Here is a 16,598-nt window from a genome sequence, read left to right as displayed (position 1 = left end):
GGTATGAGGTATTTCTCCCACTCCGAGCAATTTGCGTACCAGATCCATCGCTCCCGGGGCGGAGGGGGAGTCTCTTCGCCGATTGCGGGATGGAAAGTCTGTTGTGTGCTGCCGGCAGCCGGAAGGGTGTCGGGCTGTCGGGCTTGGCTGTCGCAGGTCGGATCGCCGGGCTCCAGACCCCGGACGTCGTAGCGGCAGCGTCGCGGTCTCTTGAACGGGAGCCCGACGATGTGAGCCCGACGATGTGAGCCCGACGCATATTCTTGCTTCCGGACCAAAGTGATGAAACAGGCCTGTATCTTGCATGAAAAGACCGTAAAGGGAAAGTTGTTTTTTTCTTTTTAGGCGTAATTCCCTTCCTGTCGGGCGATCCGGAGCTGAACAGGCTTATTTGGCTGTTACACACGAAATAAGGATCCGGCGTCGGAATTGATGCGCCTTTGGATTATTTTGTCTGAAAATATTTGGAATGAGGCGATTCTAACATTATCTTTGTACGCAATATCGACACAACCAGATCGTTAAATTCCACAAATCAGGGTAGAATCGGTTTTTATCTTTTGAAAGACTGAATGATGAAAAAATTCTCTATTTTATTGTTTATTAGTCTGTTTCTCCCCCCCCCCTCTGTTTTTTCTCAGCAGATTGCTCTGAAAACAAACTTGGTGTACGATGCCATGGCGACCGTCAATGCGGGCGTGGAGGTGTCGTTTGCCCGGAAGTGGAGTTTTGAAGTAGCCGGAAACTACAATGCATGGGACTTCTCGGACGGCCGTAAATGGCGTCACATTCTCGTGCAGCCGGAATTCCATTATTGGTTATGCGAACCGATGAGCGGCCACTTCTTCGGTTTGCACGCTCACTGGAGTAAATTCAATCTGGCCAAAGTCAGGATTCCTTTCGGATTGTGGAAGGATCTGCGCGACAAGCGCTACGAAGGCGACCTCTATGGGGCCGGCCTGACTTATGGTTATGCCCTGCCGCTGGGCCGTCACTGGAATCTGGAGGCGGCTCTGGGCTTGGGCTATGCGCGCGTCATCTACGACAAATATCCCTGCGCGCGCTGCGGCACCCGCCTCGATTCGGGAAAGTACAACTATTGGGGTGTCACCAAGTTGGCTTTCTCGGTAGCCTATGTATTTTAGTTCGTCTTTTTCCCTGTATGAAACTGAAGCGTATGATGAATCGCGTTGTCCGCTTGGCGGTGCTGCTGACGCTGCTGCCGTTCGGCGGTTCGGTCGTGGCGCAGAAACACGTCCGCCAGAAGGCCGAGGTCAAAGTTGAGGATCTGTCGGTGGTGAAGAGCGGCAACAGTCTGGAGATCGGGTTCAATCTCCAGGTGGAAGGCCCGAAATTGCACACCAACCGTTCGATGAAATTTACACCCGTGTTGGTCAACGGCGACAGCATGATGACCTTCCCGGCGGTGAGGCTGGCCTCGCGCCGCCAGTACATCACGGGCAAGAGACGCGGGCAGGAGGGCATTCTGCTCAATGCCCGCAAGTTGGAGTCGGCTGTTCCCTACGAGGCTGCGACCACGTTCCGGCCGTGGATGGAAGGGGCGCAGCTGTCTCTGGCCCAGGATTTCTGCGGCTGTGGCGACGACATCCTGGCTCAGGAGCGGAAACCCCTGAAGAAACTGATGTTCGAGATTCCCGTCTATGAACTGCATCCGCTGCTGGTATTCGTCAAGCCGCGCGCCGAGGCGGTGAAGCATCGCGAGGAGTCGGGCAGCGCCTATCTGGATTTTCCCGTGAACGAGGTGATTATCAGACCCGAATATCGCGGAAATGCCCATGAACTGGAGAAAATCATGGGGACCATCGATTTGGTGAAGAACGATACTTGCACCCGCATCACACATATTAATATTCACGGCTTCGCATCGCCCGAAGGCAGCTTTTCGCGCAACAAGGTGCTGGCACAGGGCCGGGCCGAGGCGTTGAAGAACTATGTTCTGGAACAATACGGTTTTTCGGAAGATCTTTTCACCGTGCAGTCCACTCCCGAGGACTGGGCCGGTCTGCGGCGCCATGTCGCGGCTTCGTCGCTGGTGCGCCGTGTCGAGATCCTCGGGATCATCGACAGCGAGCATCCCGAAGACGAGAAAAGCCGCCTTCTGGAGGAGCTCGACGGCCGGAAAAGCTATCTGTTCCTGCTGAAAAACGTCTATCCTTCGCTGCGCCATTCGGACTATACGGTGCAGTATGTGGTGCGCCCGTTCAGCGTGGAGGAAGGCAAGCGTATCCTGAAAACCCGTCCGCAGTTGTTGAGTCTCAACGAAATGTACCTTATCGCACAGACCTACGAGCCGGGCAGCGAGGAGTTCAAGGAGGTCTTCGACATTGCGGTGCGCCTCTATCCCGACGACCGGACGGCGAACCTCAATGCGGCGAACATCGCCCTTGCCGAGGGTGCGCTGGAGCGTGCCGCGCGTCACCTGGCGAAGGCCGGAACCTCGCCCGAGGCGGTCCATGCCGAGGGGGTCTATCACCTGCTGAAAGGCGACTGTGCGAAGGCTGAGGGGCTGCTCCTGCGTGCCGAAAGGGAGGGCGTGCGTCAGGCCGCCGGGAATCTCGAGATGCTGGAGAAGAAGCGCGAGAACATCCGCCTCATCGAGGAGAGTTTGAATTAGGCAATTTCAATTTACGTCTTTATCCCATTTATATTTTAAGTCTTATGCAATTTAGAAAAATCATGTTTTTAGGTGTAATGGCCGTTGCCATGGCATCTTGCGGCTCGGATGATGTACTCTCCGAGGGTGGTGACGGATCCGTGTCTGCACAGGACAAGGGTTATATGAGCCTGTCGATTGCTTTCGGTGGCGAGAAATCGAGCCGCGCACTTCAAGAGGGTGATGCCGTCGATGCCGGAACTTTGGGCGAGCAGAAAGTCTCCAGAATCTCGATCCTGCTGTCTTATACCGGCAAGGACCAACAGCCTCACTTCGATATTCACAATATCGATGCGAAGGATCTCGTTCCCGGCGGTCCCAATAATCCGGCCGTCAAGCCCGGAGAGGCGACCTACTACACCACCAAGCCCATTGCCGTGGAAAAGGGTAAAAAGAAAATCGTCGTATTGGTCAATGCTGATTTCGACAAGGTAAATAAGCTCAACAGCTTTGCTGAATTGGGTAAGGCGCAGGTACTGGCTGATGCAAATGAGGTTAAAATGATCTCGACTGAGAACAACTTCCTCATGACCAACGCTGTCGATATCGTCACTGAAACTGCAAAGGATGCTCCTGCTGTCGACACGGAGAGTTCGATGAAGAATGGCGATTTCTATGTCGATGGTTCGATTTATGTCGATGTACAGGGTAATCTTGCCACTCCCACTACCGTGACCGTTCCCGTGGAGCGTGCCGTGGCCAAGTTGAAGGAGGTTTCTGCGGATTACAAGAAGGCTGTTGTTACTGACAAGAATAAGCCTGAAGCAACCAAGACCGGAGACTTTGTGCATTTCGAGCACCTAGCGCTGATTAACGGTAACACCAAGTTCTTCCCCATCAAGAAAAATCGTCAGGTTGATGGTTCGAATGACTATGTGGTCGATCCCAACTTCGAGGGTCAAAACATGGGAGATCACGCGGATTTCTATTCGAAGAACTTCGCAGCAGGAGGTGACGCTATTTGGCAGGAATTGCCCAAGAAGGCTGAAGGTCTTGAAATTAAGGAAGAGGAGCGTACCGTATTCTATACTCTGGAGAATACCATGATCAAGGAAGAGCAGATGAACGGCTACACCACAGGTGTCTACTACAAGGCTGTTTATGAGAAGGCGGGTGTTCTCAAGGGGACCAGCCTCTACAAGTTCAATGGCCAGCTCTATACCTTTGAGAAATTGCAGGAATTGAATCAGGTTCAACTGGGAAGTTTGACCAACGATAGTTCCATCGAGGAGTTCCAGAAGGTAGGTGTTGCGAAATATGAAAACGGCGTCTGCTACTATCCTTACTACATTCGCCACATCAATAACAACAATCCCAACGAACTGGGTGTGATGGAATTCGGTGTTGTCCGCAACAACTGCTATACGCTGAACGTGAACTCGGTAACCGGTATCGGCCAGAATGTTCCCGTGAATCCCGACCCCACTGTTCCCGACGAGGTAGACGGTATGCTGGAGGTTGTGGTCAAGGTGCTGCCCTGGACCGTCCGTAACAACAATATCGATTTCTAATCGTAAAATAAACTGTGATGTCAAGCGGCAGGTTGCGCGTCTGTGCACCTGCAACCTGCTGCCTGACTTTTTTCCTTTTTTCGACGCACTGTATGTCGCGATTTTTCCATATTCTCTTTGTGGCTTGCTCTCTGGCGGTTTCCTGTAGCGGCGAGGGGCTGACTGTGCCCTCCGGTGTTCCGGATCCGGAGACTGACGGCGCCAGGACCCTATTGACGGTGAAATTTGAATTGCCACAGGAGGAGATGACGCGTGTACCGGTGGGGGATTTGCCCCAGCAACCGGGTAGTGCCGAGGAGAATCGCATCTCGTCGGCATGGATTGTCTTGGGGGAAATATCCAAGGGTGCATCCTCGCCGCTCACCATCCACAGCGTGCACCGACTTACAGATTTGCAGATGGTGGGCAACAATTCGCAATGGCAGGGTACAATCACCGTTAAGGCGGGATACTATCGTGTGTTTGTCATCGCAAATCCGCCCGCATCCGAAGATCTTATCCAGGCTGAACCCGGAGCAGACTGGTCGCAATTTGTCAATCAATCCATTTCCTTTTTCCAAAAAGATTATGCGGAAGTCCGCAATTTATGGCGAGACAACCATTTTCTGATGACCAATGCCTTTCACAACACGATCAGCGAGCATGATGTGAACATCGAATCCGGAAAAGAAAATCATACAACCATACGCGTGCAGAGGGTGTGCGCGCGCTTCGATTACCATCCCCGATACAGCAATAACACCTATACGCTTCAAGTCATTCACAAAGGCCGTTCCGTGGCGATGGATGTCCGGCTCACCCATGTGGGACTGATGAATGTGAGCAACAGTTTCTATTTGCTGAAACAGATTTCACCCGACGAAACGGGGCATACGATAGCTCCCCACGAGCATGAAACCGACAAGAACTATGTGGCCGATGCCGATTGGGTGGCCAAGCGAATGTTCTACTACGGAATATTCGACGATTCACGCCTCCCGGAGCTGTTTTTCTTCAGCTCGGAAGCCTCCTCTGCGCTGGAATACCATCCGCTGCCCGAGGGCATGATGGCCGACGACGAGTACAGCCGTATCTGCTACACCACCGAGAATACCATTCCCGGAGTGAACAAGCAGGTGAACAAGCTCTCGACGGGGCTGGTCTTCAAGGGCTGGTTCCGTCCGACGGAGGTCGCCGCCGATGCCATCTACTTCTTCCAGCGCGACAACGACCACAAATATCTATTTGCAGACTACGCCGGGTTGTACGAATTCCTCCTCAAGGAGGGCATCTCGTTGCCTGCGACGCCCGACGAGGCCTCCGACGCACTGCTGGCACAAAAGGGAGTCCGAAAATTCACGCGTGCGGCCGACGGCAGTTTCCCCGTGTGGTACACCTACTGGAACCGCCACAACGACAATCATCTCCCCATGGAGATGGGCGTCATGGAGTTTGCCACCGTCCGCAACAATATTTACCGGCTCCGTGTGAACAAAATATCCACGCTGGGACTGCCCAAAGATCCGGTTGACCCGCTCAATCCGTGGAAGCCCGACGGCAATACTCCCGATGAACTGGGCATGGAGATGGATGTGACCATGAAGGTCAGCGCATGGGTGGAACGGGTGTTTGAACATGAAATATAGGCTTATGACTATGATAAGAAAGATATATTGGTTGGCGATTCCGGTCTTGGCGCTGGTTTTGTCGGGTGCGTGCAGTACCATTACCGAGGAGTTGTATCCCTGCGTCAACTACCTGCGTTTCACCTACACCATGAACATGAAGCATGTCGACGCCTTCGACCGGGAGGTGAAACGCATCGATGTCTTTGTCTTCGACGAGAACGGGCGTTTCGTCACCCGCCTGAGCGATCGGAGCGAGCGCTTCGGCAAGGACTACGCCATGGAACTCGACCTGCCCGTGGGCAAATTCCATCTGGTGGCATGGGCGGGGCTCTCCGAGGAGTCGTACCTCTTCCCCACGCAGTGGGTCGAGGGCGAATGCCCGGTTGACAGGCTGACGGTCAAGATGCGTCGCGAGGCCGATGCCACTCTGCGCCGGGAACTTGCGGCGCTGTGGCACGCCGAGGCGCATGTCGAGATTGTCGCCGGAGAGAGCCGCACCACGGTCCTCGACTTGATCAAGGACACCAACAAATTGCGCATCGTGGTGCAGGGCGAGAACGGCATGGGACTGAATAAGGATGTCGTGGATTTCGTCATCCGCTCGAAAAACGGATTCCTGAACTACGACAACTCTCTGCTCGAGGATGATGTGGTGAGTTACAAGCCTTATTACCAGTCGGATGCCGATATGGGCGAGGCGAGCAGCGTGGCGGCCGTGGTGGCCGAGATGAATACGTTGCGTCTGATGGAGAACGAGCCGACGCGTCTGGTGGCGGTCGATAACATGGGGCACACGCTCATCGACATAGACCTGATTCACTATCTGCTGCTGACCAAGATGGAGGGGTACAGCATGTCGGCACAGGAGTACCTCGATCGCCAGGACGAGTATGCCCTGATTTTCTTCCTCAGCAAGGATGCGATGGGCAACTACATGGTGGTTCAGGTGAAAATCAACGATTGGATTATCCGTCCTCAGGAGGGCGATTTTTAACGACGACGATGGCAGTATCCTTCAAATATCTGTTGTGGGGGCTCCTCCTTGTGCCGTTCTTTGCGGTCGCGTGCAGCGAAGACGAAGCCGGGGAGGATGCGGCGGGCTATGTGATGTCGGTTTCGGTTTCCTCGCGCAGCAACGGCGTGCCGTCCGACCTGGAACAGCGGATCTATTCGGTCTATGTCTATGCCTACGACGACAGCTACATCTCTTCGCCCGATACCTATTTCGAACCGCGCATCAACGGTGGCAACGGCGTTCTCAACATCCACGGTATCCGGATGAAGATCCGCCGCGAGGGGTCCAAACGCTTCTATGTGTTTGTCAATCCGCCCCGATATATCGAATCGGAACTGAAGCACAAGGTCTCCGAGGAGTTCCTCAAGAGCCTTTCGCTCTATATGTACACTCCCGTGTTCCGTGTCGAGGATTTCCCGCAGGACATCGGCGGCATGCCGTCGACCAACGGCAGCGGCCGTTTCCCGATGAGCAACGTGTTCGCGGCGCATGTCCGCTCGATCGACGATTCGCGTACCGTGTACCTGTTTCCCGACGAGCAACTCGATGCGGCGGTCATCCGCAATATTCCCCTGTTCCGCTCGTTCGGCAAAATCTCGGTGGAGGCCTATCTCAAGGGTTATGCCGAGGGCAACGGGGTCTCGGTGAACCGCCTGGAGATCTACAACTACGGCGGCGAAGGCTATGCGTTGCCTTTCTGGGACGAGACGAAGCCCTATTGGCAGGTCGACGGGGCCACGTCCGTGTGGAACCCCGGGATGGTCATGGACCTCCGCAAGATGGCTGAGCGCGAAACCAAGGTGCAGACCACACCCGTGCCGTTGCTGTCGGCTCCCGTGGCACTGACACAGCCCGCCGGCGGTGAGGCCGTCGTGTCGCCCGTGACGAAGTTCTACCTCTCGCAGAATTCCTACGGCAAGCCGGCCTCCGACGGGGACACCCAGTCGGGGTTGGTCGATGAGGTGGGTAACCGCGAGAGCCGCATGGTGGTCTATTTGAGCGACAGCCGCGTGAGCGAGATGGTCCTGCCGTTCCTGCGCCGCAACGATAACCTCACGGTGCGTCTGGCCATCTCGGAGTTTGGTCTGAATGTCAATTTCAAGGTGTGGAATACCTCCAATGTCAATCCCGACTGGAGCGAGGAGATCCTGCCTCCGGTAAATGAAGGATAAGCGATGCGATTGGCTGTTTGGAAATATGGCGTGATGGGGCTGGTGGCCGCCGTGGTGGCTGCATGCGGGAATGACTCCCTGCCCGGGGCGGATGACGGATGTCCTGCGCGCGAAGTCTATGTGTCGTTCCCCGTGGCGACCTCATCGTCGGTCACCCGGGCGGCGACCCGTGCCCTGATCCATGAGGAGGGCGAGGCCTATGAAATCATGTACGGCGTCTTCCGCAATCGCAGGTGTGTCCTCCATAGGACAAACCTCCTGCCCCAGGGGCAGTATCATACGGGTAGCGCCCCCTATAAGCTTCCCGGTGTCGATGTCGACAATCTCGATGTCAACTCCGAGATTTTCGTCATCGTCAATCCCACGACGACGATGAAGAACACCTTGAGCAGCATCTGCGAAGATCCCTCGAAGACCGATGAGGAGCGTTATCTGGCATGGAAGAACCATGTCCACGATGGCGATTTGAACACCGAGTCGGCCACGGCCCCTTCGCGCAGCATCGACCGTCCGCTGATGGCCGGCTACCTCAAACTCGACCGTGAGGCGGGGGCGGTGGTGGTGGTCCCTGTGGAGCACATCTACTGCCGTATATGGTGCTATTTCGAGTGGCGCAACCTGCCTCAGGCAACGAAGGTCGTTGTCGATGAAATCGAATTCAAACACCTGAGGGCCAAGACCTATCTCTTTAATACGGCTGCCGGCGACGGCTTCAATAACCTGCCCGAGGAGGAGGCCCGGCAGACGGAGTGGCAGATCGTGAACCTCGATGCCCTGCAGCAACCTTTCTTCGGCGAATTGTACTTGGATAAGGACGAGCCGCCTTACCATCTGGGCGACCTTCCCCAGATGATGATGACGCCCCAGTCGCACCTGACCCACAGTGTGGTGTGCCGCTATGCGCGGTCCGCCGACGGCTCTGCCGACATGCTGCGGTCTCCCCTGCGCTACTACATCTACAGCTACGAGTGGGCCAGTATGTCGCTCAACGACGATGTCGAGATTGTGGTGACCTACCATTTCACCACCGAGGACAACGAGGTGGTGCGCAAACGCTCCTCGGCACGCCTCTACGACGAGACCTATTACCCTGGCAAGCGTCATCACGGCCTGCTGCGCAACTACACCTACCGGCTGCGCTGCATCGTCAACACCATGGTCGATCAGCTGGAGGTGCAGGTTACCTCCCACCCGTGGTATAAGGTCGTGGTGGACGACATACCGCCTTTTGAATAGTTGTTTTTCGGATTACGGAACGGATTAGAAGAGATGAAACGTCAGTTAGCATATTATTGCGCGGTGCTGTGCGGCCTGCTGTTGTCGGCCACCGCCTGTCAGAAGGATTTTGTCGACGGAGATCCTTTCTCGCCCGACCATATCGAGGAGGGTGTTGAGGGTGTCGTGTCGCTCGACATGGTGTCGGCGGAGTTCGACGACCGTGAGATCCTCACGCGCAGCTCCACGGTCGAGGAGACCGAACAGCACATCCACTCGGTCTATCTCTTCATCGTGGACATGTCGCGTCAGAGCGAGGGCGAGCAGTATTGCAAGGTGTTGGCGCGCAGGTATTTCTCCGACCTTACGCCGGCGATCGAGGAGGTGGAGGAGGACGGCAAGAAGTTTCGTGTCAATACCTTCCTCATGCCGGCCGTGAGCTGCCGGAAGGCACGTATCTTCGCCATTGCCAACGTGGGCTACTCTAACGTGCAGAGTGTGGACAACGACGAGGAGTTGCTCGTCACGTGCGACACGCTGACCAGCTTGCGCACGCTGTTGAACCTTCAGGCGCGGTTGACGGTCAACGCCAGCGGCGAGGTCAATGTGGAGCGCATGCAGGGCCACCACCTCATGAGCGGTTTCTTCGGCTCGATTCACGCGCATCACTATACCGATGGCACGCGGCAGCTGCTGTCGCTGAAGCCCGACCCGACGCAGAAGCGTCGCCTCGTGGTCTGCAACGGCCAGACGGGGCAGCCTTTCCGTCCGCTGGGCAGCGGCGACCTGACCGAGGAGGCCGGTGCGGTGTTCGTCCATCGTCTCGACAGCAAGGTGACGGTCAACATCATCCCCGACGGCAAACTCAAGGAGACGCCGGGCGCCTATTTCCGGCTCAAGTCGTGGCAGGTCATCAACGCCCCCACACGGGAATATCTCTATTGGTTCGATCCGATGAAGCGTCTTCCCGGGAAGGAGGTGCGCAACAGCAAGGTCTTCATGCGGGACATCACCTCGACTGAGGGCGGCGGCTGGAAGTTTACATTCTATCCTTTCGAGAACTATTTCGCAACGCAGGATGCCTCCTCCCGAAGCGGCAGATCCATCGACGAGAAGTCCATCGCCGCGCAGTATAACCGCGCCTTCGATCTCACGGGCGACGCCGCGGTGAGCCCCGGGCAGGTGGTTGAGGCCTTCGGGGTCTATCCGAACAAATACTCGGTGTTTGCCTATTCCATGCGCGAGCTGTGCCGGAAGTATACCTCGCCCGACGTCTCGACCGGGGGCGGCGAGTACGACCCGCAGAATCCTGGGAACGACGATCAGACGATAACGGTTTATAACGGCGAATTTGAGAATGCCCCCTCCGAGGCGACCTACCTGCGCCTCCAGGGCTACTATTTCAACCCGCAGGAGCCGGTGCATCGCCGTGTCGATGATCCGCGCAATGCCCAATTCCCCGAACATCCGGTGGACCGATTCCCCTATTGGGACGAAAACCAGCAGCCCACCGATTCGGAGGCGACGGCGGCCAAGCGTTCGCGGGTGGGCAACGTGACCTACTATGTCCATCTGGGCTATGTGGGCGCCGACAATTACGAGGTCACGGGCGATGATCTCTCGCAGACGATTGGCTCGTTTGACGATTTCAAACGCAAGGTCAACGACTACAATCTGTTGCGCAACAACCACTATACCTACAACATCCGCATTGCGGGGATCGACAACATCAAGCTGGAGGCCACGCGCGAGAACGGCGGCAATATCTTTGAACAGGAGAAGCAGCCTGGAGCCGAAGGCATTGTCTCGGAGTCGCAGCACTTCTTCGAGCTGGACGCCCACTATGAGACGCGCAACCTCAGCATCAACTTCGCGCGTTTCCCCGAAGATTACGATGAGGGATTCTCCTTCGCACTGTCAACGCCCTACGAGTTGTTCAAGGGTACGCTCAAACGCAAGGACAACGGCGAGGTGGCCATCATTGACGAAGACGGAAAGGAGCTCTCCAGTCTGGTGAACCATGATTTCGACTGGATTCACTTTGCATGGCATGGCACGCCCGACAACCCGTCGCGCTCGCTCATCGACCCGAGGACGATGAACGGCATCAACTATTCCGAGACCTATGGCGGCTATGAGCGTCAGAAGACCTATCTCGCGCGCCATTCGACACTGACGCGGGACATGGATGCAACCCATCGCTATCGCTTGCTCGATGCGCTGGAGTTCACCAAACTGGTATGGACGGAGTTTTGCCACTGGAAAGCGGAAGGCAAGCCTCTGGGCGAGCGGCAGTATCTCCACTTCACGTTCTTTGTCGATGAGTTCTACTACGATTTCAACCCCGTGACGGGTGCGGCGGTGGATTGGACGTCGTTCTGCAACGTGCGGAAGCGCAAGGCGCTGTTTTTCATGGAGAATGAGGAGCTCAGCGCCGATGGCCACAGTGTCTATTCCGATACTCATGTGGTCGTCCATCAGAATTCGATTCAGACGCTCTATGCCACCAGGGCCGAGAGCGGTCAGCTTGTGGCCAATGTGGCCTTCGGCATCGAGGGGCTCGACGAGTTCCTGGCCAAATATCGCTGTTGGGGGAGCTATGTGGGCAAGCCGAACGACAATGCGGGACATTATGTGCAGGGAACATCGCTGACAAACGGGCTGTTCAACTCCATGCAGTGGTACAACCAGTTCAAGGACAATTCCCAGGCTTGCATCAGCTGGAGTACGGCCGCTCTGTATTTTGACGAGAAAGGCCGTATGGAACCCGTTACCGACCAGAATTTCACGCAGAATGACGATCGGGGGCGCAACGGCCGCCGCGCACAGTGGGCGGTCTTTGCCCGGAACCGCGACCTGAACCGCAACGGACGGCTCGATGCCGATGAAATCCGCTGGTTCTTGCCGGCCATCGACCAGTATACGATGTGTTTCCTGGGAGGTCGTCCCGTGTTCGAGAACCCCTTGTTCGAGCGCGACCGGGCAATCGTGATTACGAAGAACGATTATATTTTTCCCCGTATGTTCGGGGTTCCCTTTGCGCATTTCATGAGCAGCACCAATGTGTCGAAGAACCGTATATTCTGGGCCGAGGAGGGGTGTTCGAAGGGGGACTACGGGCAAGCCAATCTTCATGTCCTCTATGGGCTGCGCATGGCGCGCATGCTCACCAACCACGGTGTCGATAACACGGGAGTGGTCTTTGCCAATGGCGGGAGAGAGAATGATTTCACGCAGGACCCTCTGTTCATTGTTACGGAATCGCGCAACGGTGCCCCCGTTGCCTACGAGGACCGTGTCAACGGCAAGAACTACTACATCGTGCTGAACAAGATGAATCCGAGTGCTTTCCGGGATCATATCGAAGTCGGTGAGATCGGTCACCACACCCATGAGGATAAGCGCAACTGGCTGTTCCGCGAGTTTAAGGTCGCCAGGTACAAGGTGGGTTACACCGCCTATACCGAGGATCGGAACAACGAGGACCCGTACGACCGCACGATCAAGATTGACGGTGTGCCGCGTACCTGGTGGCAGGTCAATGGCGTATGGTCGCCCGATGATGTGGTCGGAGGCAAGAATGGTATCTATTTCTACCGTGGTCCGGAGCGCAGTTTGGCCTACGATTATAGCGAAGAACTGGATGGTACGGACCTCCACCATTGGCGTATGCCCAACTTGCGCGAGGGAGCCATCATGAGCATGTCGTTCAACCAGAAGTGGTTTGGCGAGAAGAAGGAGATCAACAACTACAAGGGTGCCATCACCACCGGTACGGAGAGTGAGAACCTCGGCCCTACGACGACCAAAATTCCGTATTGGGAGATTCGGAGCAATACGATTACCCGTCTGAATACGGAAAGTTCCGGAAATGCCTCCAGCGAGGCAACCGGTCTGTTCTATGTGCGCGGCGTGCAGGACGTGCGGTAGCCCGATTTCCGCAGACGGAGCAACTGGATTGCCGCCAGCTTATTCAAAACGCCTCCAGGGGTATGACCGGAAAACGAACTGTCGTTTCCGGACGTACTCCTTGTAGAGGATATAAATCTTATGCAAAATTACATTTGTTTGCAATGAACGTTCTGCCGGCGCCTTGTGCCGGTTACGATGCGTTCTTGCTTCACCCATTCGGAAAAATCGCTCCCGCGAGGGCGAAAATCGTTTTACTTGCGTGGATATAGCCGCAACGGATGAGGGTAACCGGCTCACGTAAAGGAGACAGCCTGCCGAAAACTCCCCGGATTCCTCGACCCCCTTATGGGACGTGGCATAGTTGCCATCATGGATTTCCGAACCGTAGTTTTGCGGTCGTCAGCGTGATCCGGTTCGCCTGCCTTCTGTTTCCTGCCGCTGTTGTTTGACAGTCCTTGGGTGTTCCGGCCTTTGTTCTTTGATCCGGTTTTCGGCGACGGCTTTGGACGCTGCTCCCGGGAGCGGTACTCATTTCAGGGTAATGGGGCTTTTGTCTGGTGCAGGGATGGTTTGTGTAAAATATTTATATTCATGCAGTATTTTGATGAGTCATGCATTTTCTTATTAGAAAATTGATAAATTTGTTGAATCACAAAAAATAATAGCATGAAAACTCGGGTTCTATCTTATCTGTTGGCCCTTTCGACCTGTCTTTTACTCTGCTCTTGCCTCGATGATGACAGGAACGAAAGAAAAATCATCAAGCAGCAGAAATTCGAACTGACTGTGGCTTCAAAGTTGGTTCCCGGGTCTGTGTATGGCGGATGTGGCAATATCTATGTCTCGGATGTCTATGCCGGCCGGAAGGAACAAAGCAGCGAATGGTCCGCATATTGGAATATTGCCGGATTCGAATATGAACCCGGAAATGAATACCGGATACTGGTCGAAGAAACTACTTACGAAGACCATCTGATGGGCGAGCCTGTATGGACGGAATCCCAGCTTCTGAAGATATTGTCCAAGGAAGCAAGGAACTCGGAGGATGTGCCGGAACACTTGCTTCCAAAACAGTACTATGAGAACGAGACCTTCGTTCCTGAATATCGTTTTGCGGTTGAAGCCGAACAGAAGGAACTGATTGAAAAGGACCTGAAGGAAAATCTGCCTTTTATGGTCGGTGCCAGTGTAATTGCCTATGGGAGAGGGTGGTCAAGATGGATTGCCCTCGATAAGGAGGGGCGGATGTTGGGCAACGGAGATTTAAAGTCTGAGAATGTTGCGTTTTCTTCGTTCCCCGACTCCTATAAACTGCTTCCTCTCAAAGGAGTACAGGGCTACCAGCAGTGGACGTTCCTGGGTGTCAATGATAAGGAGCAGGTCTCTTTCGATGCCTTTATCAGCCGAGAACCGATCGGCGGAAGTCCGGCCAATATCGGTCTAACCCCATGGCTCTATAAAGATGTTACGGCTGTCTATAAGGCTAAATATCCTGCTGCCGGAGTGAAAACCGTGGTCTATTCTTTGGGACTGCCGATTCAATTATCCGTTATCAACGAATAGCCTTGTATTATATTTAAAATTTTTAATTCATCATGAAAACACTGTTTTTTTTGAGAGCAGTCCTTCTGTTCCTTTGCATGATGTGTTTTGTGGGCTGTAAGGAAGAGGAAGATATTATTGAGAAGCATTCTACTAACAGTACTTTCGTCCAAGGGAAAGCAACAACTTCCAATGGAGAGCCCTTGCCGGGAGTTCTGGTAACCATGTATTATTCCGAAGGACAATGGTTAGGTCCACAATTAAGTCGTAAAAAGGCAGAAGGACGTACCGATCAACAAGGAAATTATCAGCTTTTCTTTGACTTGAAAGATGACGAACTCAAAGAGAATACAAACGGGGATCCTGTTCATCGTTCGTTTATGCTCATCGTGGACTTGCAGCAATTAGATAAAGACAGTTATCTGTTGCCTTCTGATTTCGAGTTGAACGAATCTTCAACACAGTTGCGTTTCTCCTATTCCAACACCGATTTGCAGAAAGGGAAAACCTGCAAACATGATTTTTATATTCCCCGGAAAAGATGGTTGGAATGTAGGGTTACTCATTCAGTGCCATTGGATAACGGGGATAAATATGCCGTTCGCAATCAGCTAAAGTACGGAGGTGATAAATTTCCCGATAATATATCGTACGAAAGTGAATTGGCCTTGTATTATTATCCTATTAACTTGACGAATGAAACGGAACAGACATTCCGGATTCCTGTTGCCTTGAACGAAACAAACCGTATATCCCTGTCATGTCTGAAAGGTGGAAGCGGTTCTTATAATCCGGTTACTGACATCCAAAAGATTTATATTTCAGAACAGGAACCACAGTCGTTATCTTTCAGCAATGATATAATGTCTGATAAATTCAAGTTCCGTTTGAAAAGCCTGTCTGGCAATTTGGGACCATTTAATACAGCCAGTTATGAAATAACCGATTGGGAGGGCGCGAGTCTGTCTAATGTTCCGAAACGTCTTATTCAATTTTACGATTCCATCGTTTGGTCTGCTAAAGGTTACCCGGATAATTTACCCGTTTTTCGTAAGAAAGAGGGCAATAATTATTTCTTTGAGAACAGATGGGAAACCATGTTCTTTCAGAAAACACCCCTGTACACTTATCTTTCAGGCTATCGGGATGGTAGTATCGTACATGTAGATTCATTACGAGTGGATATTAGTCCACGTGATTTTTTACATTACGATTGGAATGATGCAGCCATCCAATACGATGAACCGGATTTTGAATGTCATTGTGCCTTATACAAGGATGTCGTATTTCATTATTACATACCCTCCGAAAAGAACGGTCATCTATTCTCTAAGGTAAGTGTGGTGCGGGAATCGGAAGAAAAAGACGACACGGCTTATAATGAAAGATGTCGCAACATACTCATAGAATTGATGAATCATCACATGGGTAACCAGCAGTCTGTTGACTTAAATCTGATCGTAAATCATTTTCATTGTTTACCTGAAGAAGCTGAAATAATGGCTTATTGGCAGTCGGATGTGACACAGGCTGCACTTGTAAAAGCGAAAGGAGAATCCAGTGATGAACTATATGTCCACGCTGAAAAGTTAGATTAGAGAACCCATTATAAAAGAGGCTGTAGAGGATGTAAATTAAACTGTGTCAGCAAGGTTAATGTTTTATTCTTGGCTGGCACAGTTTAATTTATACTACCTTGCAGTTGGAAACGGTTTACTTGGTTCAGTATTTCAAGACCATTATTATCGCTTCTCGCGGCTGGGGCAAAACTTCGCTATTCTATTCTTACCATCCCGGCCAACTGTATGAAATAATCATTTGACCAAATATCAAGTTCTTTCGGATTACGTACGAAAGGCAATACATCTTCTTTCACTTGTTTTATATCAGCTGTAGAGAGACGCTCAATGAGTTTCTCCTTGAATGACTCTGGAGTAATATTCTCATTAT

The 16,598-nt window shown here is 53.2% G+C and carries 10 protein-coding genes and 1 pseudogene; 10 read left to right on the top strand and 1 reads right to left on the bottom strand.

Annotation, left to right across the window (positions count from 1 at the left end):
• The first annotated feature begins 572 nt into the window (after positions 1–572).
• The 10 genes from QZ460_RS02270 (at position 573) to QZ460_RS02225 (ending at position 16,246) form a co-directional block, all read left to right on the top strand.
• Complete coding sequence (locus QZ460_RS02270) at positions 573–1,145, top strand: DUF3575 domain-containing protein (RefSeq protein ID WP_366934985.1); 573 nt, start codon at positions 573–575, stop codon at positions 1,143–1,145.
• 32 nt (positions 1,146–1,177) lie between these two features.
• Positions 1,178–2,635 (top strand): DUF3868 domain-containing protein, encoded by a 1,458-nt coding sequence (locus tag QZ460_RS02265; RefSeq protein WP_290539969.1) that lies wholly within the window; start codon positions 1,178–1,180, stop codon positions 2,633–2,635.
• Between the two features lie 44 nt (positions 2,636–2,679).
• Positions 2,680–4,185 (top strand): Mfa1 family fimbria major subunit, encoded by a 1,506-nt coding sequence (locus tag QZ460_RS02260; RefSeq protein ID WP_290539968.1) that lies wholly within the window; start codon positions 2,680–2,682, stop codon positions 4,183–4,185.
• A 17-nt stretch (positions 4,186–4,202) separates the two neighbouring features.
• On the top strand, positions 4,203–5,810 hold the full coding sequence (locus QZ460_RS02255) for an Mfa1 family fimbria major subunit (RefSeq protein ID WP_366934984.1): 1,608 nt from the start codon (positions 4,203–4,205) through the stop codon (positions 5,808–5,810).
• Positions 5,811–5,820: 10 nt separating this feature from the next.
• The gene (locus tag QZ460_RS02250) at positions 5,821–6,786 is read left to right on the top strand and encodes a FimB/Mfa2 family fimbrial subunit (protein WP_290539966.1); all 966 of its coding nucleotides are present in this window, start codon (positions 5,821–5,823) and stop codon (positions 6,784–6,786) included.
• An 8-nt stretch (positions 6,787–6,794) separates the two neighbouring features.
• Positions 6,795–7,979: a hypothetical protein gene (locus tag QZ460_RS02245; protein WP_290539964.1), complete on the top strand. Its 1,185-nt coding sequence runs from the start codon at positions 6,795–6,797 to the stop codon at positions 7,977–7,979.
• A gap of 3 nt (positions 7,980–7,982) precedes the next feature.
• Entirely contained in the window at positions 7,983–9,215 is a 1,233-nt protein-coding gene (locus QZ460_RS02240; protein WP_290539963.1) for a hypothetical protein, read from the top strand.
• A gap of 33 nt (positions 9,216–9,248) precedes the next feature.
• A complete protein-coding gene (locus QZ460_RS02235; protein WP_290539962.1) occupies positions 9,249–13,124 on the top strand; it encodes a hypothetical protein in 3,876 nt (1,291 codons plus the stop codon).
• A gap of 648 nt (positions 13,125–13,772) precedes the next feature.
• Positions 13,773–14,669, top strand: a complete 897-nt coding sequence (locus QZ460_RS02230) for a DUF4377 domain-containing protein (RefSeq protein ID WP_290539961.1) — start codon at positions 13,773–13,775, stop codon at positions 14,667–14,669.
• Between the two features lie 32 nt (positions 14,670–14,701).
• Positions 14,702–16,246: a hypothetical protein gene (locus QZ460_RS02225; RefSeq protein ID WP_290539960.1), complete on the top strand. Its 1,545-nt coding sequence runs from the start codon at positions 14,702–14,704 to the stop codon at positions 16,244–16,246.
• Between the two features lie 176 nt (positions 16,247–16,422).
• Here the strand turns inward: QZ460_RS02225 and QZ460_RS02220 are convergent.
• Positions 16,423–16,598 (bottom strand): annotated as a pseudogene (locus QZ460_RS02220) (nucleotidyl transferase AbiEii/AbiGii toxin family protein); the annotation flags it as partial.

Origin of the sequence: Alistipes sp., assembly GCF_020026455.1 — a bacterium.
Classification (GTDB): Bacteria; Bacteroidota; Bacteroidia; order Bacteroidales; family Rikenellaceae; genus Alistipes.
Note: the sequence above shows the minus strand (reverse complement) of the source record. Positions and strands in the feature narration are given on the sequence as shown.

Excerpts from the sequence above, each read along its gene's own strand:
- QZ460_RS02250 (WP_290539966.1), top strand. The coding sequence starts at position 5,821 with ATGATAAGAAAGATATATTGGTTGGCGATTCCGGTCTTGGCGCTGGTT.
- QZ460_RS02235 (WP_290539962.1), top strand. The coding sequence starts at position 9,249 with ATGAAACGTCAGTTAGCATATTATTGCGCGGTGCTGTGCGGCCTGCTG.
- QZ460_RS02245 (WP_290539964.1), top strand. The coding sequence starts at position 6,795 with ATGGCAGTATCCTTCAAATATCTGTTGTGGGGGCTCCTCCTTGTGCCG.
- QZ460_RS02240 (WP_290539963.1), top strand. The coding sequence starts at position 7,983 with ATGCGATTGGCTGTTTGGAAATATGGCGTGATGGGGCTGGTGGCCGCC.
- QZ460_RS02265 (WP_290539969.1), top strand. The coding sequence starts at position 1,178 with ATGATGAATCGCGTTGTCCGCTTGGCGGTGCTGCTGACGCTGCTGCCG.
- QZ460_RS02255 (WP_366934984.1), top strand. The coding sequence starts at position 4,203 with ATGTCAAGCGGCAGGTTGCGCGTCTGTGCACCTGCAACCTGCTGCCTG.
- QZ460_RS02270 (WP_366934985.1), top strand. The coding sequence starts at position 573 with ATGATGAAAAAATTCTCTATTTTATTGTTTATTAGTCTGTTTCTCCCC.
- QZ460_RS02260 (WP_290539968.1), top strand. The coding sequence starts at position 2,680 with ATGCAATTTAGAAAAATCATGTTTTTAGGTGTAATGGCCGTTGCCATG.
- QZ460_RS02230 (WP_290539961.1), top strand. The coding sequence starts at position 13,773 with ATGAAAACTCGGGTTCTATCTTATCTGTTGGCCCTTTCGACCTGTCTT.
- QZ460_RS02225 (WP_290539960.1), top strand. The coding sequence starts at position 14,702 with ATGAAAACACTGTTTTTTTTGAGAGCAGTCCTTCTGTTCCTTTGCATG.